23 protein-coding genes and 1 pseudogene are annotated in these 25,303 nt (G+C 40.3%); 12 read left to right on the top strand and 12 right to left on the bottom strand.

What is annotated here, in order from left to right; all coding sequences use genetic code 11:
• From JQC92_RS14245 to mog, 3 genes and pseudogenes are all read right to left on the bottom strand, one after another.
• A pseudogene (locus tag JQC92_RS14245) lies at positions 1-307 on the bottom strand (ISKra4 family transposase); the annotation flags it as partial.
• A 66-nt stretch (positions 308-373) separates the two neighbouring features.
• A complete protein-coding gene (locus tag JQC92_RS14240) occupies positions 374-784 on the bottom strand; it encodes a DUF2059 domain-containing protein (protein WP_205000263.1) in 411 nt (136 codons plus the stop codon).
• Positions 785-840: 56 nt separating this feature from the next.
• Positions 841-1,374 carry a molybdopterin adenylyltransferase gene (gene mog / locus JQC92_RS14235; protein WP_205000262.1) on the bottom strand — a complete coding sequence of 178 codons (534 nt, stop codon included), beginning with the start codon at positions 1,372-1,374 and terminating at the stop codon, positions 841-843.
• A 330-nt stretch (positions 1,375-1,704) separates the two neighbouring features.
• On the opposite strand from mog, the gene JQC92_RS14230 reads away from it, so the two are divergent.
• Positions 1,705-2,085, top strand: coding sequence for a DUF1294 domain-containing protein (locus tag JQC92_RS14230; protein ID WP_205000261.1), 381 nt, complete (start codon positions 1,705-1,707; stop codon positions 2,083-2,085).
• Here JQC92_RS14230 and JQC92_RS14225 read toward each other — a convergent pair.
• Positions 2,082-2,528, bottom strand: a complete 447-nt coding sequence (locus tag JQC92_RS14225; protein WP_276315806.1) for an SRPBCC domain-containing protein — start codon at positions 2,526-2,528, stop codon at positions 2,082-2,084. The genes JQC92_RS14230 and JQC92_RS14225 overlap by 4 nt on opposite strands.
• A 133-nt stretch (positions 2,529-2,661) precedes the next feature.
• Entirely contained in the window at positions 2,662-2,964 is a 303-nt protein-coding gene (locus JQC92_RS14220) for a winged helix-turn-helix domain-containing protein (protein ID WP_239480571.1), read from the bottom strand.
• A 155-nt stretch (positions 2,965-3,119) separates the two neighbouring features.
• Here JQC92_RS14220 and JQC92_RS14215 point away from each other — a divergent pair, with 155 nt between their 5' ends.
• Positions 3,120-5,024 carry an alkaline phosphatase D family protein gene (locus tag JQC92_RS14215; RefSeq protein ID WP_205000259.1) on the top strand — a complete coding sequence of 635 codons (1,905 nt, stop codon included), beginning with the start codon at positions 3,120-3,122 and terminating at the stop codon, positions 5,022-5,024.
• 78 nt (positions 5,025-5,102) lie between these two features.
• Complete coding sequence (locus tag JQC92_RS14210; RefSeq protein WP_205000258.1) at positions 5,103-5,315, top strand: hypothetical protein; 213 nt, start codon at positions 5,103-5,105, stop codon at positions 5,313-5,315.
• Positions 5,316-6,579: 1,264 nt separating this feature from the next.
• Here JQC92_RS14210 and JQC92_RS14205 read toward each other — a convergent pair.
• Positions 6,580-7,575, bottom strand: coding sequence for a tetratricopeptide repeat protein (locus JQC92_RS14205; protein ID WP_205000257.1), 996 nt, complete (start codon positions 7,573-7,575; stop codon positions 6,580-6,582).
• Between the two features lie 147 nt (positions 7,576-7,722).
• Here JQC92_RS14205 and JQC92_RS14200 point away from each other — a divergent pair, with 147 nt between their 5' ends.
• Together JQC92_RS14200 and JQC92_RS14195 are read left to right on the top strand one after the other, a co-directional pair.
• A complete protein-coding gene (locus tag JQC92_RS14200) occupies positions 7,723-8,040 on the top strand; it encodes a hypothetical protein (RefSeq protein ID WP_205000256.1) in 318 nt (105 codons plus the stop codon).
• Between the two features lie 164 nt (positions 8,041-8,204).
• Entirely contained in the window at positions 8,205-9,671 is a 1,467-nt protein-coding gene (locus JQC92_RS14195; RefSeq protein WP_205000255.1) for a catalase, read from the top strand.
• A 71-nt stretch (positions 9,672-9,742) separates the two neighbouring features.
• On the opposite strand, the gene JQC92_RS14190 is transcribed toward JQC92_RS14195, so the two are convergent.
• Entirely contained in the window at positions 9,743-11,653 is a 1,911-nt protein-coding gene (locus tag JQC92_RS14190) for a methyl-accepting chemotaxis protein (RefSeq protein ID WP_205000254.1), read from the bottom strand.
• Between the two features lie 321 nt (positions 11,654-11,974).
• Between JQC92_RS14190 and JQC92_RS14185 the strand changes: the two genes are divergently transcribed.
• From JQC92_RS14185 to mutM, 4 genes are all read left to right on the top strand, one after another.
• Complete coding sequence (locus tag JQC92_RS14185) at positions 11,975-13,630, top strand: AMP-binding protein (protein WP_205000253.1); 1,656 nt, start codon at positions 11,975-11,977, stop codon at positions 13,628-13,630.
• Between the two features lie 1,732 nt (positions 13,631-15,362).
• Complete coding sequence (gene mobA / locus JQC92_RS14180; protein ID WP_205000252.1) at positions 15,363-15,911, top strand: molybdenum cofactor guanylyltransferase MobA; 549 nt, start codon at positions 15,363-15,365, stop codon at positions 15,909-15,911.
• Between the two features lie 159 nt (positions 15,912-16,070).
• A complete protein-coding gene (locus tag JQC92_RS14175) occupies positions 16,071-16,523 on the top strand; it encodes a hypothetical protein (RefSeq protein ID WP_205000251.1) in 453 nt (150 codons plus the stop codon).
• 134 nt (positions 16,524-16,657) lie between these two features.
• Positions 16,658-17,485 carry a bifunctional DNA-formamidopyrimidine glycosylase/DNA-(apurinic or apyrimidinic site) lyase gene (mutM, locus tag JQC92_RS14170; RefSeq protein ID WP_205000250.1) on the top strand — a complete coding sequence of 276 codons (828 nt, stop codon included), beginning with the start codon at positions 16,658-16,660 and terminating at the stop codon, positions 17,483-17,485.
• A 40-nt stretch (positions 17,486-17,525) separates the two neighbouring features.
• Here mutM and JQC92_RS14165 read toward each other — a convergent pair whose 3' ends face one another.
• From JQC92_RS14165 to JQC92_RS14155, 3 genes are all read right to left on the bottom strand, one after another.
• Positions 17,526-18,374 carry a hypothetical protein gene (locus JQC92_RS14165; protein WP_205000249.1) on the bottom strand — a complete coding sequence of 283 codons (849 nt, stop codon included), beginning with the start codon at positions 18,372-18,374 and terminating at the stop codon, positions 17,526-17,528.
• 247 nt (positions 18,375-18,621) lie between these two features.
• A complete protein-coding gene (gene coaD / locus JQC92_RS14160; protein WP_205000248.1) occupies positions 18,622-19,104 on the bottom strand; it encodes a pantetheine-phosphate adenylyltransferase in 483 nt (160 codons plus the stop codon).
• Positions 19,104-20,360: a mechanosensitive ion channel family protein gene (locus JQC92_RS14155; RefSeq protein WP_205000247.1), complete on the bottom strand. Its 1,257-nt coding sequence runs from the start codon at positions 20,358-20,360 to the stop codon at positions 19,104-19,106. The genes coaD and JQC92_RS14155 overlap by 1 nt, the downstream gene beginning before the upstream one ends.
• 96 nt (positions 20,361-20,456) lie before the next feature.
• On the opposite strand from JQC92_RS14155, the gene JQC92_RS14150 reads away from it, so the two are divergent.
• The gene (locus JQC92_RS14150) at positions 20,457-20,858 is read left to right on the top strand and encodes a thioredoxin family protein (protein ID WP_205000246.1); all 402 of its coding nucleotides are present in this window, start codon (positions 20,457-20,459) and stop codon (positions 20,856-20,858) included.
• Here the strand turns inward: JQC92_RS14150 and JQC92_RS14145 are convergent.
• Positions 20,835-21,755, bottom strand: a complete 921-nt coding sequence (locus JQC92_RS14145) for a Ppx/GppA phosphatase family protein (RefSeq protein WP_205000245.1) — start codon at positions 21,753-21,755, stop codon at positions 20,835-20,837. The genes JQC92_RS14150 and JQC92_RS14145 overlap by 24 nt on opposite strands.
• Positions 21,752-23,053 (bottom strand): ATP-dependent RNA helicase RhlB, encoded by a 1,302-nt coding sequence (rhlB, locus tag JQC92_RS14140; RefSeq protein WP_205000244.1) that lies wholly within the window; start codon positions 23,051-23,053, stop codon positions 21,752-21,754. Before rhlB ends, JQC92_RS14145 begins: the two co-directional genes overlap by 4 nt.
• 272 nt (positions 23,054-23,325) lie before the next feature.
• On the opposite strand from rhlB, the gene trxA reads away from it, so the two are divergent.
• Together trxA and rho are read left to right on the top strand one after the other, a co-directional pair.
• Positions 23,326-23,652: a thioredoxin TrxA gene (gene trxA / locus JQC92_RS14135; protein WP_205000243.1), complete on the top strand. Its 327-nt coding sequence runs from the start codon at positions 23,326-23,328 to the stop codon at positions 23,650-23,652.
• Between the two features lie 222 nt (positions 23,653-23,874).
• Positions 23,875-25,140, top strand: a complete 1,266-nt coding sequence (rho, locus tag JQC92_RS14130) for a transcription termination factor Rho (RefSeq protein ID WP_205000242.1) — start codon at positions 23,875-23,877, stop codon at positions 25,138-25,140.
• Positions 25,141-25,303 lie beyond the last annotated feature (163 nt).

Here is a 25,303-nt window from a genome sequence, read left to right as displayed (position 1 = left end):
CTAAAGGACTAAATGTAGACCCCCCTTGTGAACTCTGATAAACGAAACGAGGAATTTTCACAGCTCCCCATGGGGTTTCGTAAACTTTAGGCTCTTTTTTACGCTTACTGGTCATTTTTATTGAACCCATGAAAATAGGCGTTCCATCGCTGTCTAAATATTCGAGTTGTTTACTCTCGGCCAACATACCGACGGAATTAAGTTCTGTTTGCAAGGTATCTTCAAATTCAAGCATTGAGTGTCCATGCTTAATGGTAAGTAGAATTTGAGTCTCTTGGCTTGATGAGGAAATTATTTGTGCTGGCATAGCGTTATTACAAGGAAAGCAAATACTGTCTGAATATTATCTCATTTAATTCTCACATTCATGACATTAATTAAACTGAACACCCCTTTGAGTCATCACTTTAGGCATTTTCTTGACCATAGAACGACCTGTTTCTGACTCATAGAAAGTAATCATGTCTTTGATTTCTTTCTCGGTATAATTATCAAGATAAATCTTGGACATTGGATCTTTCATTGTCCCCCAATTCATCTTTTTTTGCATGACATTCATCACATCATTTAAATGATCATCAAATAAAGCTTGCTCTGATGGCTTAATGCCTAATTGCTTATTCATACCAACCATCATTTGTCGTGTTTGAGCGTAGATACTGTCTAGGGTTGAATCAACATTCATGAGTTGCATTAATTGATCGATATCTTTTGTTTTAGCTGGTTCAGCATAAGAAATAAAACTTAATCCTGAAAGCATTGCTACAGCAATAATATTTTTCATTGTCATCCTTTTCTATTTCTTAAATACTGCATACCAGTATCAAAAATTTCATTAAACTATTTCGTTTTAGGCCTAAACGGTTTAATCACACTATCATCACACTTTAAAAATGGCCCATCCATTAAATCAATGCAGTAAGGAATCGCAGGGAATACTGCATCCAAACATTCACGGATGGACTTTGGCTTACCCGGTAAATTAACAATCAATGAACTGCCACGCAGCCCTGCCGTTTGACGAGATAAAATCGCTGTTGGAACAAATTTCAGTGACTCTTGGCGCATAAGCTCACCAAACCCCGGCATCATACGATCGCATACGGCTTCTGTCGCTTCAGGGGTTACGTCTCGCTTAGCTGGTCCAGTTCCACCGGTTGTCACGACCAATGAACACAGCTCATTGTCTACCATGTCCTTTAGTGTCGATTCAATGAGGTCTTGCTCGTCAGGAATGACTTGATAAACCGGCTCCCATTCTGAAGTTAAGTAATCATTGAGTGTATCAATGATCGCATGACCCGATAAATCCTCATATTCACCGCGGCTTGCGCGGTCACTTACGGTAACAATACCAATTTTTGCAACTGTCATAATAGGTTCTACCTACTGCAATTTATTCTTGGCTGTAGCATAATCGGCTTTCTATAAGCTTTGCAATCGTTCGACTTAATTTAACCTAGAAAAAGCAGTTGGTGGCGCTCTTAAACGCAGATAGAATTGCCGATAACAAGGCTTGAGTAACAGTCAGTAGTTGTTCTACTTACTGTTATTCATAACGCAGTTAGCGGTGATTTTAGCCAGTTTACTAGAGCTAAGCATTCACTTTATTGGTGGATCAAGTCATCTTCTTTTTCCTTGGAACATTATGCAGTTATTAACATTTCTATGCGTCCAACTGCTTTTTTTAGGTTTAAGACAATTATGAGCCGATCTGAACACTCAATTTCTTTATTTATTGCCTACTGTTTTATTCTTATCTTCAGTGTTGGTCTGTGCTTCAACCTTATTTCAAAAAATCTATTACTTTGGTATGGCTTGCTGACAGTCATTTCATTCGCATTTTATGCATGGGATAAATTCCAAGCTAAAAAAGACGGTTGGCGAATACCTGAAAAACATTTACACGTATTAAGCCTTGTTGGAGGTTGGTTCGGAGCGCTGCTTGCGCAACATTGGCTTAGGCATAAAACCAGTAAAGTGAGCTTTCGACGATTGCTCTGGCTCACGATTCTGGTGAATATTGCCGGACTTATCTGGGTTCACTCCCAGCATTTTCAATGGTTATTAACGACCTATTTTTAAAAGTTTAGTGGCTCATCTTTACGATCAAACCCCCAGTTTTCACTTAAGCATTTTTTCGGCGTCATAAAGGCCGTCATTGAGATCATGGTTAAAATAAAACGATGTTTGAATGACGGTTTTCCCGTTTCAATCACATCTTTAAGTGTTTGAGTAATGAACTCACCACCTTGCGCCATATAGTTTGCCGTTTTGGTAGCAACTGGTACACCTTCGTTAATCAAGGTTAACTCCGTACCCGTCTCAACCTCTTTTAATTCATAGGTGACCTTACAATAAGGGTCGTCTAAATTAGTAAACTTGAAGCTGTGGCTGTACCGATATGGAGGATTCCAATCTAATACCTCACCCACGACTGACGTGTATTTTCCACTACGCATTCGTATTGGGTTTCCCGGCTCTATTGACGGAGCATCAAGCCGAGCATTAAAGAAATGAGCACACAATCCTTCACGTTATGTTAGCTCGTCCCATACTGTTTGTACTGGTGCTTTGATGACAACCTTAAACATTTGCTTAGGCAATCTTTCCATTGGGTTCCTCGCCATTTTGTTGAGTTTGCTCTTCTAATTGATTTTGCTATACATAATTTTTGAAACTGTTCAGCGGTGCTGAAAAAAATTGACTGTATTGATCGGTCCAACGGTCATAGACGGTTTGAATTGGCATGATATTAAAGTAGTGCTGTTTGGTTCGCCCCGACTTTTCGATGAGCAGCAGTTGTGCTTTTTCCAGAATTTTTATGTGCTTTGCAACGGCAATACGACTGCTCTCAAATAGGGCTGCGATCTCACCTGATGAGCAGCCAGGGGTCTGATGTACAAAATCTATGATTTGCCGCCGATGAGGATGCGCTAACGCTTGGAATACTTCATCAATCATTACAACACCTTTATGAAACCTATTAGTTACATATGATATCGATTGTTATCAAAATGATCAAATAGCAAAATGTTACTTTACATTTACAAATATGATTTTCATTGAGGAATTGATATATGATGCTATTTAAAAATAAAAAGTGATTGTAAAAAACTATGCATACGCAGCGTAACGCTCAATTGAAAACCATTCTATGTGGCCCTGTTTTAAGGCATTGTGAGCAACAACAATTAACCATTTGGTTTGTGAGTTCTAGTCCACTCAATGAGCTAAGTTTACAGCTGCGCTTTGACGCTCATGTCGAAACTATCTCACTTAACGATGAACAGCTTGGCCACATTAAACTTGGCGAACATGCGCATCAATATTTACTGTCAGTATCAACACCTATCTTGCTTCCACAAGATCAGAGCATTAGTTACGAACTTTTTACCGCCAAGGGTGAACCTTTATTTAGTACAATCTCAGACATAACTTATGATCAGAATGAAACACCCAACTTCGTATTAAAATCAACGGTTGATCATTTACTCCATGGCTCTTGCCGCAACCCACATCACCCCAGTAAAGATGCACTCGTTACTGCAGATACTCAGTTAGCTGAAGAACTTGCGCCAAATGAGCGAGCTGCACTGTTAATGATGAGTGGCGATCAAGTTTATATAGATGACATCGCTGGCCCAATGCTCTATGCCATTAGCCAAGTCATCAATAAGCTCGGACTCGTTCAAGAGCGTTTTCCAGATGCCAGCATTGCTTCAAGTGAAGACATTCGCTATGACAGCAGCTTAATGTATCTGCGGGACAGCAAACTGCTACCCCACAATGAGTTTCCGATTGGTTTTCATATCTTGCGCTGGTATCACAAGCAACCTACCTTTACCTCTCGTTTATCCCATAATCATTTGGTTAGTTTAGGGGAAGTGATTGCTCTGTATTTACTGATATGGTCACCAGAATTTTGGGAGCAAATACATATTCCAGAGACACTTGATGGGTTATCTCCCAAGCACCAGCAACAGTGGATAAAAGAACGTGATGCAATCCTAAAGTTTAAAGCTGGATTACCTAAAGTCAGACGCTTATTAGCACACATACCTACCTACATGATTTTTGATGATCATGATGTGACTGATGATTGGAATTTAAGTGCAAAATGGGAAGTTGCAGCTTATGAGAATCCATTCTCTAAACGCATCATTGGTAATGCGTTAATTGGCTATACTCTTTTTCAAGGTATGGGTAACGCACCGAATAAATTTCATGCTGTAACCACTGACATCACTGACTTATTCAATGCGCCCAATAGCCAAAAGCAAGATGCGCTGATTGAAAGATTATTACGGTTTGAAGATTGGCATTATCATTTAGAAACCTCACCAAGAATTGTGGTGCTCGATACTCGAACTCGCCGCTGGCGAAGTGAAATCAACTTAGCGAAACCGTCAGGGCTTATGGATTGGGAAGCCTTAATGGAAATGCAGCAGTTAATGATAGGACAAAATAAAGTGATCATTGTCTCTGCAGCTCCTATGTTTGGCGTTAAGTTAATCGAAACTATTCAACGTATCGCAACCTATTGCGGGTTGTCATTACTGGTTGATGCTGAAAATTGGATGGCTCACCAAGGTGCAGCCACCAGCTTGCTCAGTATTTTCAGTCATCGAAAAACGCCACAAGAATTTATCATTCTGTCAGGTGACGTGCATTACTCATTTGCCTATGACATCAATGTACGTTTTCGTCACTGTAGCCCAAATATCTATCAAATTTGCTGCAGCGGCATTAAAAATCAATTTCCTGAAAAACTGCTTCCAATATTCAACCGTCTTAATGGTTGGTTGTTTGGCCACTTCTCGCCGCTCAACCTGTTAACGAAACGCAAACGGATGTCAATTCGTGGTCGTAGACCGAATGGTCATAAGAGTAACCGCTTGGTCAATTTCAGTGGCATTGGTGTCGTTAGAATTGCTGATAACGGTGCGCCATCAGAAATAAGCGTCATCCACAGCGATGGTTCAAAGACCTCATTTATAGAACCCCGCAAGAAAAGCGAGTAATAAATGAATAGACTTTAATCCATAAAACATGAGTTATATTATATAATATGAGCTCTTCTCTTCGCACAGGAGAGTTTCATGGCCCTTGCTTATCCTACGAATCAATCTGTAGAAGCTGCTATTGAAGCAAAAATTTACCTTTCAGTTCTCGAAAATGGTCTTGAAACCGACCATAAAATAGAACTTGGCGATCACAGTTATTCGTTTCGAATTTCGAGCCAGAAGTCTTCACCTAGAAAAAAATCTTCCCCGTTGAAACTGTTTGCCAGCATTCCGATGACCCAGCTCTAAGTGAATCAAATACTGAGGCAATTAATCCTATTGATTTGGCTCCTGAGATCGACAGTATCAGCGCATTTTTTATGTATATCGTTACCAGACCTAGTGCCGCTTTACACGCCGCAGCAATAACGAAACTGCCTCCCAAATCTTATTTATACCCATGATACCTGAAGATGCTCGATTTCAGCGAGAATTGCTGACAACTTGTTAATCAAGGCGACAGTGTGCGTCAATAGTGAGCTATTGTTAGCACTGGCAACGAAGAGTAACAAGCTGTGCAACTCGCACTGCGTGGACTTCTCAGCGCCAATTCTTCTTTGTTACATTAGCTCGAAAGAATCCCGATATTCCTTCGCTAATGCGCCTCAAAGAATTGGCGCTGAAAAAGTCCTGAAACATGCATCTTCAAGTATCATAATGGTATATGCTCATACGTAAACAAAATTGCTGCATTACCTCAAGTCATGATTAATGCTCAAGCCATTGCAATATTTCATACAAAAGGGCCATCAGAGTATGCGATAAATTACCTTAAAGGAGTACTGGCAGCGTCTCACTCAAATTTTAGTGGGAGTCGACCCTCATATAGACACCTTAACTGAACTACTTTTAGAGTCAGTATCTTATAAGGGGCTTGAGAATACATTGAAAGAATTTTGGGTGAATCGTCAATGCGTTATATTTTTACCTTGCACTCATTCCAAAATTAAAAAAAACGATCAAGCAGAGCTACTCGATCGTTATTGCGCCACAGTTTTATGTAAATTATCTATGAATCAAGGTGCGATTAAAGATCGACTTACGACTCTCATTAATGCTAGAACCATCAGAACACAACTAGAAGAAAGAAATACCCAATGGCAGCATGCAATATCTTCGCATACATAATACTATCGGATAATAGACTCAATCGTTGGTTTTCATTAAAGAGGCTTAAATTGAAGTTTCTCCATCGTTATTGCTTATTTAGAGAAAGCAAACCGCCCCAGCTCTGCCTTGAATAAAACAACTCATTTATTACTGTTTATACAATCGCAAAAGGAAAACGGCCCCGAGTCAAAATCTAGTTTAACCTGAACTCGGGATAAGCAAACCTCTTCAGCACAACTACTTATGTGTATTTCGTTGTTGTTTCAGCCCGAAATAGATTAACTATCACCAACTGAAACGCTTAAAACCACACAAAATTAGTGGCACTGCAGATTAAAATACAGCGTTTAGTTTTACTATCAAAATGTTATTGATTTCATTAACCCGAGTTCAGGTTAGTTTATTAAATTCGTCCCTTCTTGATGATCCGTTTGGCTTTCTTTCTCAACTTACTATCATCACTGGCTGCTCTAGCTTGTTTTGCCAACGCTATCGCTTGCTTTTTTTGCCCCATTAGCAAGCGTATTTGCGCTTCACGTAGAACAGGCCATTGCTCATAGTTCGAGATCAGTTTTTCAGGTGCCTTCTTAAAATTATTGAGTGCTACGAGTGCATTTTCTAAGTTTGACTTCGTTTTTACACTGTTTTTTACTAAGGCATAATGCAGCATAAACCATTCATTTTTTTGCGCTTCATCTTCAGGCTCTGACCAAGACAACGCATCCACTAAGTGTTGATGGTTATCTTGGTAACGCTCTTGCCTGTCGTAAAAGTATGATGCTTGCAATGCCAGTTCGTGGTTCTTAGGGTAAGCCTGCTGCATCTGTTTGAACTTTTCTTCAACTTTCTCAGATTTATTTGCAGCAAGGTAACCTTGAGTGATCATCACCCCAGCTTTAAATGGGTAATGCTTTTCTAAGGCAATCGACATGTCTATGGCTTTTTCCACGTCGCCACCAACGAAGCCTGGCGCATTTCGGTAAAAACCAATGAGTGCTCTATTTGTTTCTAAATCATCAGGCATTAATTTGTGAGCTTTTTTAAAAGCCTCAAGACTATCTTCAGCATAACCCGCTGCAGTGAAAATACTGGCGTCCATCGCTTGGCTAGCGAACACATTGCCTTTTTGCATCCACTCTTTGGCTAATGCTTCGGTATCTTTTGGTTCTATTTCAGCAATACGGCGGTCCAGCAATACAATGGCATCCTCAAAATCTTCGAGGCGCGCCATAGACAAAGCTTTATATTTAGCGACCTCATATGGGGCAAAGTCATCTACTTGTTCAATGATTTTAACGTATTTGTTTTCTTCAAATAACTGTTTTACTTGCGCCTCGTTCAAGTCATTCGCCATGATTGAATTACTGATGAGCAATGCACTAAATCCTAACCATTTCATATTCAACATCCTGTTTGTAAACGTTTTGTAAATGCATAAATGGTATGATGACAAGATATGACCAAAGTTCAATCACTTATCAGAATATTCTTATAGATTTCAGCATATACTACACTTAGGACACGGTATTTCTCGGGGTACGAGCACATGAATCGCCAGGCTTTCACTGACTTTTGCATTCGTCAGTTAGTTGAACTCTTTAAAGAGTCTCAACAAAACCTACGTAACGAGCGTAAAAAACATCATATTGAAGGCCTGCTTCATGCAGGCGTATTAATGAATGTATTCACAAATGGTCAAGCTCAATTGATGATGGAGCAAGCCCATGTAGAAGTCTTTGGTGAAACCATTGAAGAACGCCAACACAATAAGACAGCGTTAAAACAAGCCATTGCGGATGGAAATGATGACTATATCGATATTCCTGCTTTTATTCGCCAAGGTGGTGGCAGTAACCTAAATTAGTTAAATAAAAAATGATTAATGGAAAAATCTGATCTAACTCATTCCAATTAAAGCTTATCAAATGTCACTTGTTGTGATTTAGTCAAAATTTCAATTACTCGCTATTTCTTTTTTACACTTATTAGACCATCAAAGCGAAATAAATCCGTAACGGAGTGTGTACTATGTCAGATAAAAAGCTCACCACAGCTTTTGGTTGCCCAGTTGCCCACAACCAACATACTGCTACAGCAGGACAGCGAGGCCCACAATTACTACAAGACGTTTGGTTTCTTGAGAAACTGGCTCACTTTGACCGAGAGGTTATCCCAGAACGCCGAATGCATGCGAAAGGCTCTGGCGCCTATGGCACCTTCACAGTTACTCACGATATAAGTAAATACACCAAAGCCGCTATATTTTCTGAAGTGGGTAAAAAAACAGAGCTCTTTGTGCGATTCACCACAGTTGCAGGAGAACGAGGAGCTGCCGATGCTGAGCGTGATATTCGAGGTTTCGCGTTAAAATTCTATACAGAGCAAGGGAATTGGGACCTAGTCGGCAACAATACTCCAGTATTCTTTCTGCGTGATCCTCTAAAGTTTCCTGACTTAAATCACGCCGTAAAACGTGATCCTAAAACCAATATGCGCAGTGCTAAAAATAATTGGGATTTTTGGACATCACTTCCTGAAGCATTACATCAAATCACCATTACCATGAGTGATCGTGGTATCCCAGCAACCTATCGCCATATGAATGGTTATGGTAGCCATACCTTCAGTTTTATTAATGCTAAAAATGAACGGTTCTGGGTTAAATTCCACTGTAAAACTCAACAAGGAATTAAGAATCTTACCGATGCAGAATCAGAAGCTATCATCGGTAAAGATCGTGAAAGTCACCAAAAAGATTTATTCGAAAGTATTGAACAAAACAACTTCCCTAAATGGACATTTAAAGTTCAAGTGATGCCTGAAGCCGATGCTCATAAAGTTGAGTACGACCCGTTCGATTTGACTAAGGTGTGGCCTCACGAAGACTACCCTCTGATTGATGTTGGGGTATTTGAGCTGAATAGAAATCCTGAAAACTTCTTTGCTGAAGTAGAGCAATCAGCATTTAATCCAGCCAGTATTGTTCCGGGTATCGGCTTTTCTCCGGATAAAATGCTTCAAGGTCGCCTATTTTCTTACGGAGACGCCCAACGTTACCGCTTAGGGGTTAATCATCATTTGATCCCAGTAAATGCGCCTCGTTGTCCGGTCAACGCCTATCATCGAGATGGCGCAATGAGGGTTGACGATAACCAAGGCGGAAAGCTGGGCTATCAGCCCAATGATCAGAATGAGTGGGAAGAACAGCCAGAATTTGCGGAACCAACACTCTCACTCGAAGGTGATGCTGGACATTGGCCTCACGTAGATGATGATCATTTCACCCAACCTGGAAATCTGTTCCGTAAGTTTACTCATGATGAGCAGCAACGGTTATTTGAAAATACGGCAAGAGCGATGAATGGTGTTCCAGTAGAAATCCAAATGCGCCACGTTTTGCACTGTTTAAAAGCCGATAAAAATTACGGTTTAGGCATTGCTAATGCCATAAACCTTGAACAACAACAAATTGATGAGTTAGTCAAAAAAGTCTAGTCAAATGTGCCAGAGAGTCATTAACTCTCTGGCTTTTTTGTAGCGATATGAGCTCGATTGAATTCCAATGATTACTTCAATTTAAACTTAGCGACAATTGCTTTCAGCTCAGAATTTGAACCAGCCAAGCTTTCAGTTTGCTTGATATTCACTTCACCATTCATTGAAAGCTCGTTAGCCATTTCACTGATGGCTGCCATATTGCGTGTAATTTCATCGGAAACAGAACTTTGCTCCTCTGCAGCCGTCGCAATTTGACAGTTTAAATCATTAATCTGCGTAACCGAACCAACAATTCCATCTAAGTCCATTGCAACTTGATCGGTTGCTTCAGCCGTTTGCTCACAAGTCACCTTAGTCGCATGCATCGCTGAAATTGCGGAATTTGATGCATTTCTTAACTTATTAATCGTATCTTCAATTTCAGCTGTACTTTGCTGTGTTCGTGCCGCAAGCGCTCTCACTTCATCCGCAACTACCGCAAAACCACGACCTTGTTCACCCGCTCGTGCAGCCTCAATAGCAGCATTAAGTGCCAGTAAATTTGTTTGCTCTGCAATCTCACCAATGACTCTTAAGACATTGGTAATTTCAACAGTATCACGATCGATTTCTGCAATATTTTCAGAGGTAGCTTCAACCTCTTGAACGAGCTGCGCTACCGTGCTGGTCGCATGCCCCACCACACCTTTTGATGTTAAAGCTTGTTCGTTGGTCGTTTGGGTAAATGCGGCGGTTTCACTACCATTACGTGCAACATCATTCGCCGTTGCGCTCATTTCTTCAACCGCAGCAACAATCTGTTCAGTTTCTTGAGTATGCGCATTTAAAATTTGTTTGTTCGCATCGGCTTCTGATTTTAGCCTGTCGATACTGTTATCAATCGAGTTTGAAGAGTGTTGCACTTCGATCATCAACTGTTGTAATTGAGCGATGAAGGCATTGATGCCTGTAGCCATTTTTCCAAGATCATCTTTGGTATCGATATCAAGGCGGCGGGTTAAATCACCGTTACCTTTCGATAAATCTTGAATCATTGCCGTTAACTGAGTAATTGGACGGTATAACACGTTGAGCACAATCAATAATAAAATGATGCCTACCGCAAGCATGAGTAAAGAGGATATGACAGCTTTCGTTAATACCGGTGTTAACGAGGCATAAGCAATGGATTTATTTACACCAATAAACAAGTACCAATTTTTCCCGTTAACAAGCTCAATCCGTTGAGTAAATGCGATTTTATCATCGCCGCCCAATGTATAATTCTGCATGGTGATTTTTTCTGCAAGCATGTTTCTTTCAACTTGCCCCATACCGAAATCTCTAAAATAGCTACCTTTACCAACGACACTTGAATTGGACGCCATCACTTTGCCATCGGTGTCAGTGATCACAGTCACTGCGCCAGGGTAATCAATTTCAGCAACCGTCTTTTTCAAAATGGATAATTCAATATCAATTAACGCAACACCGTCTCCCATTGCTTTAATGATTGAAACGACGTCAAGTCCCGTGGTGGCATCTGGGTAGACTTCTGTGACGTCGGTGACTTGCGCAGCTTTGCCTTGACTGTACCATGGGCGCTGTAAAACTTCATATTGACCGCGGACAGCTTTACCATTATCCCAAGCATCACCCACTGCAGATGAATAGGCATTTCCGTCATCAAAACCAATATAGACGCCAGAACCTTCACCAACGGAATTGGCGACACGTGCTATAGTGGCAAAATCACCTTGGTAAACTCCTTGCTGATAGGTCTCGGCTAAACCATTGACGATGGCTGCCTTTGAATGAAACCAAGTTTGAATTTTTTTCGCCTCAGACTCTACGATCCGCTTAGACGTTTGATTCACGTCATTAATCGTAGCTTGACGAATTTCACGATAGGATAACCAATTAGATAATAATAATGATCCCATCATCAACAAGATCATAGAAGCGATTAATGCTCGCTTAAACCCCAAAACTTTCAACACGACGACACCCACTTATTTTATCCGTACAACATCCGTGTTGAATTTTAATTGTTTTTTCAGCTTTATAATCAAGCAACAGTCACACTTTTAGCCAAATATTAACTTTAAAGTCATATAGGCAACATTTATCATACGATAAACTCAAATTTATCTAATGTTTTTGACATATACCTGCTTATCGGCACATATCTGAATATCTGTTGTCTTTTCGATTTTCAGGTAAACGTAGGTTGAATTTGTTCGTTAGTTTGCGATGAACCTCAAAAATAGCCATACTTGTGAGCTATTGCTCTAATGCAAAACACATCTTGGGGAAACTCTATGACAACAATTAAAACACCTGTCGAGTTGCTCGATCATTGGGCCGAAGTACAAGGCGATAAAGTCTATTTAAAGCAACCCATCAATGGACAGTTTGTTGAGTTCACATGGCAACAAGTACAAACTCAGGTTAGGCAGATTGCCGGTGCATTGCGTCATTTAGGCTTAAAGCCTGGTGATAAAGTCGCTTTGTTATCAAAGAACTGTGCAGAGTGGTTCATTACTGATTTAGCGTTAATGTATGGCGGCTATATCAGTGTTCCTATTTACCCAACCGCAAATATTGATACCATTAGTTATGTGTTAGAGCACAGCCAAGCAAAAGCCATTTTTGTTGGTAAACTCGACTATTGGTCAGAACAAGACCCTGCGATTCGGGGTGATATTCTCAGACTGGCACTGCCTTATGAAACCATGCCAGCGCAATATCAATGGCAAGACTTACTCACATTGAGCACACCGTTAGTCGATATTCCGTATCCATCTCTCGATGATATTATGACCATCATCTATACCTCAGGCTCGACGGGGAAACCTAAGGGCGCTATCCAAACCTTTGGTAGTTATTGTTGGACATGCCAAGCGGCGACCAAAGATATTGCCATTACTCAAAAAGATCGCTTACTTTCTTATTTACCATTGGCTCACATTACAGAACGTGTGGCGATGGAAGGTACCTCGTTTTATTCAGGCACCAGTGTTGCATTTGTTGAAAGCTTGGATTCATTTGTCACGGACGTTCAAAGAGCAAGACCGACAATTTTCTTCTCAGTTCCAAGACTTTGGAGTCTATTCCAGAAAAACATCATTGAAAAAGTGGGCGGCTATAAAAAGCTTAATACGCTATTAGGCATCCCAATCATCAGCTCGCTGGTGAAACGGAAAATTAAGAAAGGTCTTGGTCTAGATAAATGCCGTATTTTTGGTTCTGGTTCAGCGCCAATCCCACAAGCGATTTTGAGTTGGTATTACAAGATTGATATTCACATTTGTGAAGCTTGGGGGATGACGGAAAATTGTGCCTATTCCATTATCAACTACCCATTCAACCCCCATAAACTGGGCTCGATTGGTCGTCCAATCGAAGGGTGCCAGATAAAACAAAGTGATAAGGGTGAATTACTTGTAAAAAGCCCTGGCTTAATGCGTGGCTATTACCTAAATGAAGAAGCCAATTCAGCATTATTCGATGAAGACGGTTTTTTCCGAACAGGAGATGTTTGCGCCGTTGATGACGAGGGTTATGTCAGCATCACTGGCCGTGTAAAGGATAATTTTAAGACCTCTAAAGGTAAATATGTTGTCCCAGTGCCAATAGAACGAAAGTTAGCACAAGATCCTCACATCGAACTACTCTGCGTCATTGGTGCCGGTTTGCCACACCCGATTGCTTTGGTTCAGCTTGCAGAAGGTGCCAAACTCATGCCTAGAGATGAAGTTCGGACCTCATTAAAGCAAACTATCGACGACATAAATCCAACGCTAGAGTCACACGCAACCTTGGATGCACTCATTGTTGTGACAGAACCTTGGACTGTTGAAAATGATATATTGACACCAACGCTTAAAATTAAGCGTCACGTATTAGAGCAAAAGTTTACCTCTACAGTGGATGGTACTCGAGGTAATGTTGTTAAGTGGGAAGATGAGCTTTAGTTTGATATCAAAATGAGCCGTAAAAGTGCTTTAGGCGCCTGAAATCGATACAACTTTATTATCTTGTCAATTTGAAGTTGTATCTTTTTTGTAAAATCATTAAGCATGTCACTCCATCAGTGTAGGACTGGTATGCTACCACCGAATGTCCCTAGAGTTCATTGAACCCCTAAATGCCAACAAGTTGAGGATAAAGGGCAATTTGCAGCTATTGCTAAAGATATAACTCATAAACAAATTGCGGTTTTAATTCAAAATGAAGCTGATAAGCAACCTAAAGAAGTCATATATAACATATCTTATTTATTTAACGCTTGGAGGGTTTATCCATCCAGTTTTCGAGATTTTTTTGCTGCGGATTTGCAAAAGCAACAAATAAAAACATCACTCAGCCATAAATTAAACAACCCTAATCCCGAGCTTTGCGACTACGTTGTAATCACTACTCCCACTGAATCCAATACACTTCAAACACATCATCACGAACCGATTTTAGCAACCGCAACTTGGATAGACAAACTTCTTGAGCTGCACAAGTTTCAACCTAAAAAACTCAGTTGAACGCTAAATAACTTTTTAAGCTTATGAAAGTGAGAAAATAATCTGATTAAATTTTACCACCTATTGGGTGAATCGCTCTACGCTTACAAGCTGGCTAAAATTGCCGTTTTCTACGTTAGAACATTTGCAAGTAGATTAACTACTTGCTGCACGTTCTGCCTTGCTACCGATAATTTTTTCTGCGCTTGAAAACGTACCCAACTGAGTTTTCTAGGTTCAACGAACATCTTGTACAGAACTTGATAAGAAACTTACTCGACATTTTCCAAAGGTTTTTTTAGAAAAAAGCTATTTTGTAGAATCCCAGATTCAAGTCCTGTGCCCGTCCCTCTAAACAGTGGTTTTCCGGTTGAGTGCTATTCGGTTTTGGAAGGGGGTGATGCTGTAACCTACAAAGATACCTATTTTATTCGAAACTCTATATTTTCAGAGCTAGACATACATTTTCATGAACTGATTCATGTCGTCCAATGGCATGTGTTAGGACCAGAAACATATATTGTTAATTATTACTTCCAAGCTGCTATACCCATGATACTTGAAGATGCATGTTTCAGGACTTTTTCAGCGCCAATTCTTTGAGGCGCATTAGCGAAGGAATATCGGGATTCTTTCGAGCTAATGTAACAAAGAAGAATTGTCGCTGAGAAGTCCACGCAGTGCGAGTTGCACAGCGTGTTACTCTTCGTTGCCAGTGCTAACAATAGCTCACTATTGCCGCACACTGTCGCCTTGATTAACAAGTTGTACATTCTCGCTGAAATCGAGCATCTTCAGGTATCATGGGTATAGCTATAATTCACACGATAAACTTCCACTTGAAGACATGGCTATTTATCTGACAGAAAACTTCAAAGAAGGTGAGCATCGTCCAAGCTATTACGACCATGCAGTAGCAGAAACAGAGAAGTTTAAAGGGAATTTTGTGATTTCTGATACAAACTAAAAATGCTATGAAAAAAATTGAACAAAAAACTTGCAAACATAAATGATAATGATTATTATTTAAATGCGTTCCAAGACTCACTTAAGAAAACACAATTGAGGTAACTGTATTTTCTTGAGTTGAGTCTGCAAGCACAACATTGCTCACACACTATTTATAGCCGGATTTCTTAATTCGGCTTTTTTTTTGTTAGACTTTACTCACTCTTTTCCAAGCAACAATACTATGTACTCAATAGATGTGTTTATTCTGGCCGGTGGCCAAGGTCGTCGTATGGGCTACCAAGATAAAGGCTTGGTTTCGTATCAAAATAAACGGTTAATTCAGCACGTTATTGATAAGCTAAAACCACAATCCAATTCAATTCATATTCTTGCGAATCAAAATATGGAGATATACGAATCATTTGGATATCCCGTTTTTGAAGATTTAGAATCAGGTTTTCAAGGCCCGCTTATGGGAATGCTAACGGCGATGACTCACTCTAAAGCCGATGCTATTTTGTTTGTTCCATGTGATACGCCTTATATACCACCCAATTTATTGTTAAAAATGACACAAGAACTCCATCGCACTTCCGCTGAAATCGTTGTCGCTATTGATGATACCAATAAAGAACACGCTGTGACTTGCCTAACTGCACGGTGCCTAAAGGGGGAACTTGCTCAGTTTCTGAAAAATGGAAATCGAAAAGTCATGGAGTGGAATCACAGTAGAAACTTGGCTTCAGTGAAATTTGAACATGCGCATTTTTTAAATGTAAATTCACTCTAAAGTCAAAAAAACAGAAATTGAGCGGCGATGTGTATCTAATGTTACACTCATATTATTCAACATTACGTGAACATCAGGTACCGAATACGGTTGAATTGCAACGCAGTGGTAGCTAAGCCGATGTTCAATTAATACTTTAATCAATACGAATGGAATAATATGGCCTTAACATCTAGGCAAAGAAATAACGTTATCATTTTAGTCAGTGCAGTTATGATCATTGCGCTGTCCATCATGAATCGCATCACAAATCACGTACCCAGTGATGCCCATCCATTATTTGATCGAACAACTCAATTAGAGCAATTGCAACTCGGCCAACTCTGGTTAGCAAGACAAAAAAATGAGTGGGTCTGTGACGACAAAGTGTTGAACTGTTCAACTTGGGCAAAAGCATGGGAAAAGATAAAAATATCTCCCCTTGATGGCACTCCTGATATCCATGAGGTTGCAGAAGAATTAGTGATAAAAATCCGTCACCGTACAACCAGCCAAGTATGGCTCTTTTTCCCCAATGACGGCCTACTAAAGACCGAAAATAACAATTGGTATCAAATACCTGCCAGTTTAAAAGATAAGCTCATTCCGATAACAAACGCTAAACCTAAATAACGAGATTAAGAACGTTATTGAAGTATGACCAATTATGGATAGTACGGCCAAAGTAGCAACTCTTTAGCGCACTAAAGATGGACATAAAAAAGTGATAGAATACGAACCGTCAGTTACTTAATAATCATAATACCATGCCTGAGTTACCTGAAGTTGAAGTTACCCGCAAAGGAATTACACCTCATATTATAGAGCAAACCCCCACGAAATTAGTCATTCGTAACCGAAGTTTACGATGGCCAATCCCTGATGTAGCTGAAAATATTGTTGGCCATACCATTAAGTCCGTTAAACGCCGAGCTAAATATCTTTTGCTCGAAACGGATGCTGGGACAACTATTATTCATTTAGGGATGTCTGGTAGTTTACGAGTACTTCCTGAAGGTACTGCGGTCGAAAAACATGATCATGTTGATCTTATTCTAGGTAATAATCAAATCCTTCGTTTCAACGATCCGAGACGTTTTGGTGCATGGCTCTGGTATGAACTGCCTATTGAGTCACATCCTTTATTACAAAAGCTCGGTCCTGAACCGCTAACTAAAGCCTTTAATGTAAAGCAGCTTACAACTGCATTAGAAAATAAGAAAAAAGCCATCAAGCTATGTTTAATGGATAACCATATCGTTGTTGGAGTCGGGAATATCTATGCGAACGAAGCGTTATTCCGAAGCCGAATACACCCAAAAATGCCTGCCAGTCATGTTGACGAAGACAAACTCGTTGTACTTGTTAATGCTGTAAAAGACATTCTTGCAAATGCGATAAAACAAGGTGGCACCACACTCAAAGATTTCACTAATGCAGACGGTAAACCGGGCTATTTTGCTCAAAAACTTCATGTGTATGGACGAGGTAATCAAGCTTGTACTGAATGCGGTACGCTGCTCTCAGAAATAAAGTTGGGGCAACGCACCACTGTTTTTTGTGAGCATTGCCAGCCGTTAAACTCATGTCGTTAGCGCTTTTTGCAACAAAACGCTTTTGTGCAAATGCTCAAAGTTACTCTTTTGGTAATTTTGAAATATCAGAGATCATTTCAGCCATAATTCTTGACGCTTCAGCCAATTCTGCTGGAAAATCATTGAAATTTTCAACCACTGTTAATCGGCCACCAACGTGAGCTAAACCAAGTTCTGTATCTACTTGATGGCCATCATTGCGTCTTGGAATGTATTGACGAAAAGCGTCTGCGTATAGTGTACGAGTGGACAGTGAGTATGGTGGAAAACTTTCAACCACTCGCAGTGAAAATTGCTGTCTAATCCTAAAATCATTCAGATCAAAATCTTTGATAATCATTCGAACAAAATCACCACTTCTAACGATACTAAAACCGCCACCAAATCGCTGTCTCATACGATTAAGGTATTGACCTGTTTTAGTATTCAGATCCATAACAATCTCGTTTTCGGCGAGATAGTCTTGAAAAAAACCTCTTGGAAAACATTGAATAATATCACCTTCTTGAGTAACAGCATTATGTTGAAACGTCTTAGTATTGGCGTCATACCCAGCCACACAGCCAGCTTTAGGCACTAAAACGTCGAAGGGTTCATAGGTTTTGATATCAGCCAATTTTTTATTAGCATCCACCACTTCAGCCTCTAAAGCATCCACATTTGCTTCAAGTTGATTGTTTTTTGAGTCAAGTAATTTCGCTAGAGGCTCTAGTTTGTTTGCTCTTTCTTTCCACAGTCGACATTTTTTACCATTTGGCCCACAGTCTGCAGGGATAGCAGGAATTGCATCCACACTTTGATAACCTTGATTTGCTAATGCATGGCTGCCCGCAAAGACACTACCTGTTAGCATTAACACACTTAATCCCATTTTAATTACTCGTTTCATACTTCACTTCTAAATTTATTGAACATTATTAAACATGACCGCCATTTACTGCACAATTAAATCATGATTTTTCACAAAAACCTCAGACTCTTTTAGAGTTTTCAGTCAAAAAGTATGAAGGAAAATATGGAATATTACTGAATATCAACTTCATAACATCAATATAACTTTTGCGCATACTATATACTAAAAAGAAATATAATATGCGCAATGTAATAGATTCGTGTGAAGTGTGAAGTGGTGAGATTTATTTAATACCGTACTTTTGCACCGTTAATTTGACATTATGGGGTACAAATTGGCTGATATCCCCTCCATGGCGAACGACATCTTTAACCAACGTTGATGATATATGCCCAAGCTCTGCTCTTGGCATTAACAGCACTGTTTCAAATTCATCGCTTAAATCACGGTTCATATTTGCCAGCGTCATTTCGTATTCAAAGTCTACTGTAGTTCGCACACCACGAAGTAATGCAGTAGCTTGATACTGTTTTGCAAAATCAACTAATAGCCCTGAAAAACCAACGACTTCAACATTTTTGAACTCTTTGACGACATCAGAAACCAACGCTAACCGTTGCTCTAAATCAAACATTGGATGCTTTGCGCTGCTCTTTGCCACCCCGATAATTACTTTATCGAATAAACGCACACCACGCTTGATCAAATCCAAATGACCGTTTGTTATAGGATCAAATGTACCTGGATAAATGGCAATTTTACTCATTATAATTTTCCTATTTGTCTTACATCATTGCCCGACGGCGCTTGATATACTTTTAGACCAAATTGCGGCAGGATAGCAAAAATATGATCAAAAATATCGGCCTGAATATCTTCATAATGATTCCAATTGGTATCATTGGTGAAGATATACAGTTCAATGGGAACACCCGTTTGTGTTGGAGCGAGCTGCCTCACCAATATCGTCATCCCTTTATGCACTTTAGGGTGAAAAGTGACAAACTCTCTTAGGTAAGCTCTGAATGTACCTAAATTCGTTAGTCGGCGCCCATTTACGATATTATCAATATCCTCAATGCGTTCGTTGTCTGCTGATATCTTCTGTTCAATTTCAGGTAAATAGCGTTTTAGATGATTAATTTTAGCCAGCCTAATTTTGTCTTCGCCAGTTAAAAAATGAACCGTATCAATATCAATATTAACGGCACGCTTAATGCGTCTACCACCGGATTCCGACATTCCTTGCCAGTTTTTAAAAGAATCAGAAACTAAGGCGTATGCAGGGATCATGGTTAACGTATTGTCCCAGTTTTTGACTTTAACTGTGGTTAGCGATACTTCTACGACAGAACCATCTGCACCATATTTGTCCATTTGAATCCAGTCACCAACGCTGATCATGCGGTTGGTTGCCAACTGAATACCAGCCACAAAACCTAAAATGGTGTCTTTAAACACCAACATGATCAAACCAGTGGCAACACCTAGACCACTTAAAAAGAAGAATGGAGATTCTTTGGTTATCGCCGCTGTTGCCAGAATCACCCCAATAAAGAATAAAAACAGCTTCACTAACTGTACGAAACTTTTTATGGGTAAACGCCGAGTGAGGTGACTGACTTCGGCAATGGCATGCCCGGCATCTAGTGCCGAATAAATGGCTCGAACCACTAGGACAACAACAATCAGGCTAAGTCCTCGCTGGGCAATCGTCGCAGCAACGGCATGCTCTGACAATACATAAGGCATTAACTCTGAGAGCACTAAAACAGGCAAAATAACAATTAGCTTGTCAAACACTTGGTATTCAACGAAAACATCATCCCACTTCGCTTTGGTGTGCTTAATGAGAATATGCAGGAATTTAACGATAACTCGTTTGGCAATCAGATACAGGAACCAAACAAAAATAAAACTGACAAAAAGCATCAGGGTTGCAGACAAAATCGAAGCAATATTAGCGTTTAAGCCATAGCCCATTAGCCAATGTGCAATATCAATAGGAAAGTCTTTTTCCATAGATTTATTCCTTTACCTGCGAACTCTAAAAAGTATCTGTTGAGTTTACACACAAAGCTCTGCATTATGCAGTAAAAATTAACCAAGAAGTAAATCATGTTACTCGGAAAGATTACACCAACTGCACTTGATCAAAAACTCAGTGAATACCCTGATTATGATGGTAATTATCAGGCTAACCCGGAATTTGTAACACCTCTAAAAGACGTCAACAGCGACACTCATATTGCTGTGATCATCGGAACTTGGTGTCCAGATTGTCATCGCGATATTCCACGTTTTATGAGTATACTTAACGCAGCGAACAACAATAAAATCAGTGTTGAATACATTGGAGTAGATAAAGAAAAAGTTGATCCGCAAGCGGAAAGCCAAGCTTATAATTTTACTCGCCTGCCAACGTACATCGTAATGCAAAAAGGTAAAGAAGTGGGCCGTATAACGGAGCGACCAGTGACAACACTAGAGCAAGATCTAGCGACTATATTGAGCCAGTGATTCTTGAGCCAACAACTGCAAAACACCTTCACGAAGCGCTCCACCAGAGAGATTAATGGACTGTAATTCAAGCAGTTCAAATAGCGCTAACAAAATGGCAACACCTGTTGCTAACGTTGGCGCTCTCTCTTCTGTTAACCCTTCTATTTCAGAAAATTTAGAGCACGTTTGCGCCAGAATTTCTTGTTTCATTTGCTCAAGAAATGCCAATGTAATACGTTCATCATGACCACGGTGACGCAAAAGTTCCATAATGGTTTGAATGGTACCTGACGCACCCACCGCATCGTGACAACCGTAGCCATTAACTTCAGCTAAATGCTCAGCGAGCACTTGCTTAACTTGTAATGCTAATGAATCAAAATCTTCTGATTTATGTGGAAAATGAGAGAAATGCGGCGTTAAATAACTGACACAGCCAATCGGCAAACTTTTTTTGTAAAGTACCCGTTCACCATCACCGATTATAAACTCAGTGCTCGCACCGCCAATATCGATAACCAAACGACGATGTTCACCTTGAGTATGATGAAACATACCAAGGTAAATGAGTTCAGCTTCTTTATCACCTGAGATAATTTCAATGGGAAAAGGTAGAACCTTTAAAGCTTGCTGACAAAAATCATTTGAGTTTGAGATCAGCCTCAATGTCGCAGTAGCAATAACCTTAACATGAGTGATTTGGTGTTGGTTTAGCTTGTCTGCAAACATGGCTAAACACGCTAAACCATCTTTTATCGCCGCTTCACTCAATGTGCCATGAGTATCAATACCAGAAGCTAATCGCACCTTCTGTTTATACTTAGCAACAACTTGAGGAACACCTTCCGCCAGTGTTGCCACCAGCATATTGAAACTGTTTGAGCCTAAAGTGATGGCGGCGAAATCTTTACTCATGAATGTCTTCGGTTACGATTATTCCTTGGTGGGCGACCAGAATTTCCGCCTGATGGTTTTCCTGTTCTTCGCTCACGAGTATTGCGTTGAGGTTGTTTGCGATGAATCGCAACTGGCTTAATATATGTCAGCAAAGCTTCTCGGTCATAACCAGACACAGGAATCGAATGATCAATGTACTGTTCAATGGCAGGTAAGTTCAGCGCATACTCTTCACACGCAAAACTGACTGACATGCCTTTTTGCCCAGCACGACCAGTACGACCAATTCGGTGCACATAATCTTCACAGTCGTCAGGTAAGTCGAAGTTATACACGTGAGATACATCAGAAATATGCAGTCCACGCGCTGCGACGTCGGTTGCTACTAGAAAGTCTAATTCACCTTTAGTGAAACGATCCAATATACGCAAACGTTTTTTCTGTGGTACATCACCCGTTAACAAACCAACACGATGGCTATCACCTTCCAACCATGCCCATAACTTTTCACACATGTGTTTCGTGTTAGCAAAGATGATGGCTTTTTCCGGCCAATCTTCTTCAATTAAAGTGAGCAGCAATGGAATTTTGTCTTCACCTGATGGATGAAACAACTCCTCTTGGATATTTTTTGAGGTTTTTTCGTCGGGTGCAATTTCAACTTTAACCGGATCATTCATGTGATCGTATGCCAGCTCTTGCACTTTCATAGAGAGGGTCGCTGAGAACAACATATTTAAACGCTGTTTCGCATCAGGCATACGACGGAATAAGAAACGGATGTCTTTAATGAAACCTAAATCAAACATACGGTCTGCTTCATCAAGTACGACAGCTTGAATCGAGTTAAGACTGATGACACCTTGGCGAACATAATCGATAATACGACCAGTGGTACCAATTAAAATATCAACACCCTTCTCTAAAACCTTCATTTGGGTTTCGTAACTTTCGCCACCGTATACGATACCGACTTTCAACTTTGTATGCTTTGAAAGCAATTGTGCATCTTTAGCAATTTGAATCGCAAGTTCACGAGTTGGTGCCATGATGATCGCACGAGGCTGATTAATGGCTCTCATCTCTGATGCAGGCGTCGTTAACAAATGGTTAAACGTTGCCACTAAAAAAGCCATTGTTTTGCCAGTCCCTGTTTGGGCTTGACCTGCAATGTCTTTATTTTGCAATAAGACGGGTAAAGATAAGGCTTGAATCGGAGTACAATGTTCGAATCCGTTCTCTTCTAGTGCTGATAACACCTTAGGTGCTAAAGAAAGATCAGCAAACTTTTGATTTGATAAATGTGTTTCGCTCATAGCGTAAGCATACCAGTTAGGGTTGCAACAAGATACTTGATCGTTTGTAATATCTAAACTACAAATTCGGTCTTTACTCTCAAATACTGTGTTTTGACAAAAGATAAACACTAACTCATTAAGTTTGTAATAAAAAACTTGTTGAAGCTTTCATCTTTCAATAAAACAGCATAAATTATTCGTAACGACCAACTTGAAAATCAAATTGGTTAGCCCAATATACAGGTTAAGCCATTAACAAACCAGCAATGGCAACCTAACTGGAGAACATCATGAGCGATAAAATTGTATACCTGAGCGATGACAGCTTTGAAAATGACGTATTAAAAGCTGACGGCGTAGTACTTGTTGACTTTTGGGCAGAGTGGTGTGGCCCATGTAAAATGATTGCGCCAATCCTAGACGATATCGCTGAGGAATACGAAGGAAAAGTAACAGTAGCTAAGCTAAACGTTGATCAAAATAATATTTCACCTGCTAAATATGGTGTACGTGGTATCCCAACGTTATTACTGTTCAAGAACGGTGAAGTTGCAGCAACGAAAGTAGGTGCAATGTCTAAAACTCAATTAAAAGAGTTCATCGACGCTCAAGTGTAATTGATAGGAGAGTAACTCCCCAATTACTCAATACTTGGTGTAATTTATAAATAATTGCACCAAGTTCAGCTAAATTTCTGGATCTTCGCCTTGCTTAATGCTAGTTTGTAACCAAACAACATCTAACTACATTCACCTTCTCATAAACGACCAATAATCTGGAACACATATTATTTATACTGAAACGTCAGTGCATATAGTCGTGTAACACAAGACCCCAACATGAATTTATCAGAACTTAAAGAAACCCCCATATCAAAGCTAGTTGAACTGGCTGAGAGCATGAATCTCGACAATATGGGTCGCTCGCGCAAACAAGACATCATCTTTTCTATCCTAAAAGCTCACGCTAAAAGTGGTGAAGATATTTTTGGTGGCGGCGTATTAGAAATTCTCCAAGACGGTTTCGGCTTTTTACGTAGTGCCGGTGGCTCTTACCTAGCGGGCCCTGATGACATTTATGTCTCTCCAAGCCAAATTCGTCGTTTCAACATGCGCACGGGTGACACCATTCACGGTAAAATCCGCCCACCAAAAGAAGGTGAGCGTTATTTCGCACTATTGAAGGTTAATGAAGTTAACTTCGATAAGCCGGAAAACTCGCGTACCAAGATTTTATTCGAGAATTTAACCCCACTTCACGCTGATGAGCGTATCCGCATGGAACGTGGTAACGGTTCAACAGAAGATATCACTGCTCGTATTTTAGATTTATGCTCACCAATCGGTAAAGGTCAGCGTGGTCTTATTGTTGCACCGCCAAAAGCGGGTAAAACATTACTTCTACAGAACATTGCTCAATCTATCAGTCATAACAACCCTGAAGTTGTATTGATGGTACTACTGATTGATGAACGTCCCGAAGAAGTTACCGAGATGCAACGCTTGGTTAAAGGCGAAGTTATTGCTTCAACCTTTGACGAACCAGCAAGTCGTCACGTTCAAGTGGCTGAGATGGTTATCGAAAAAGCGAAGCGCTTAGTTGAGCACAAGAAAGACGTTGTGATTCTACTTGACTCGATTACTCGTTTAGCTCGTGCTTACAACACTGTCATCCCATCATCAGGTAAAGTACTGACCGGTGGTGTTGATGCGAACGCATTGCATCGTCCAAAACGTTTCTTTGGTGCAGCACGTAATATCGAACACGGCGGCAGCTTAACCATTATCGCAACAGCATTAGTTGATACTGGCTCTAAGATGGATGAAGTCATTTACGAAGAATTTAAAGGCACAGGTAACCAAGAGTTACACCTTTCTCGTAAATCGGCAGAAAAACGTGTATTCCCAGCGATTGACTTCAACCGCTCAGGTACTCGTCGTGAAGAAAAACTCACAACACCTGATGAACTTCAGAAGATGTGGATCCTTCGTAAAATCCTAAATCCAATGGATGAAGTGAGTGCGATGGAATTCTTAATCGACAAATTGGCTATGACCAAAACCAACGATGAATTCTTCACTGCAATGAAGCGTGCTAAGTCATAAGATTAAGCGCTATGCAGTTAAAAGCCAGTCTCTCGACTGGCTTTTTTGTTTGCCCAGCGAAGCTGGCAAACCCGACAGGTTGAAAGAAACCTGTATCGCCCCGACTGAGGGGAAGATAATCCGAATGGCAAGGGCGTTGTTGGCTAACGGCAGGGTCTGAAGG

Origin of the sequence: Parashewanella hymeniacidonis (genome assembly GCF_016900895.1) — a bacterium.
Lineage (GTDB): Bacteria > Pseudomonadota > Gammaproteobacteria > Enterobacterales > Shewanellaceae > Parashewanella > Parashewanella hymeniacidonis.
Note: the sequence above shows the minus strand (reverse complement) of the source record. Positions and strands in the feature narration are given on the sequence as shown.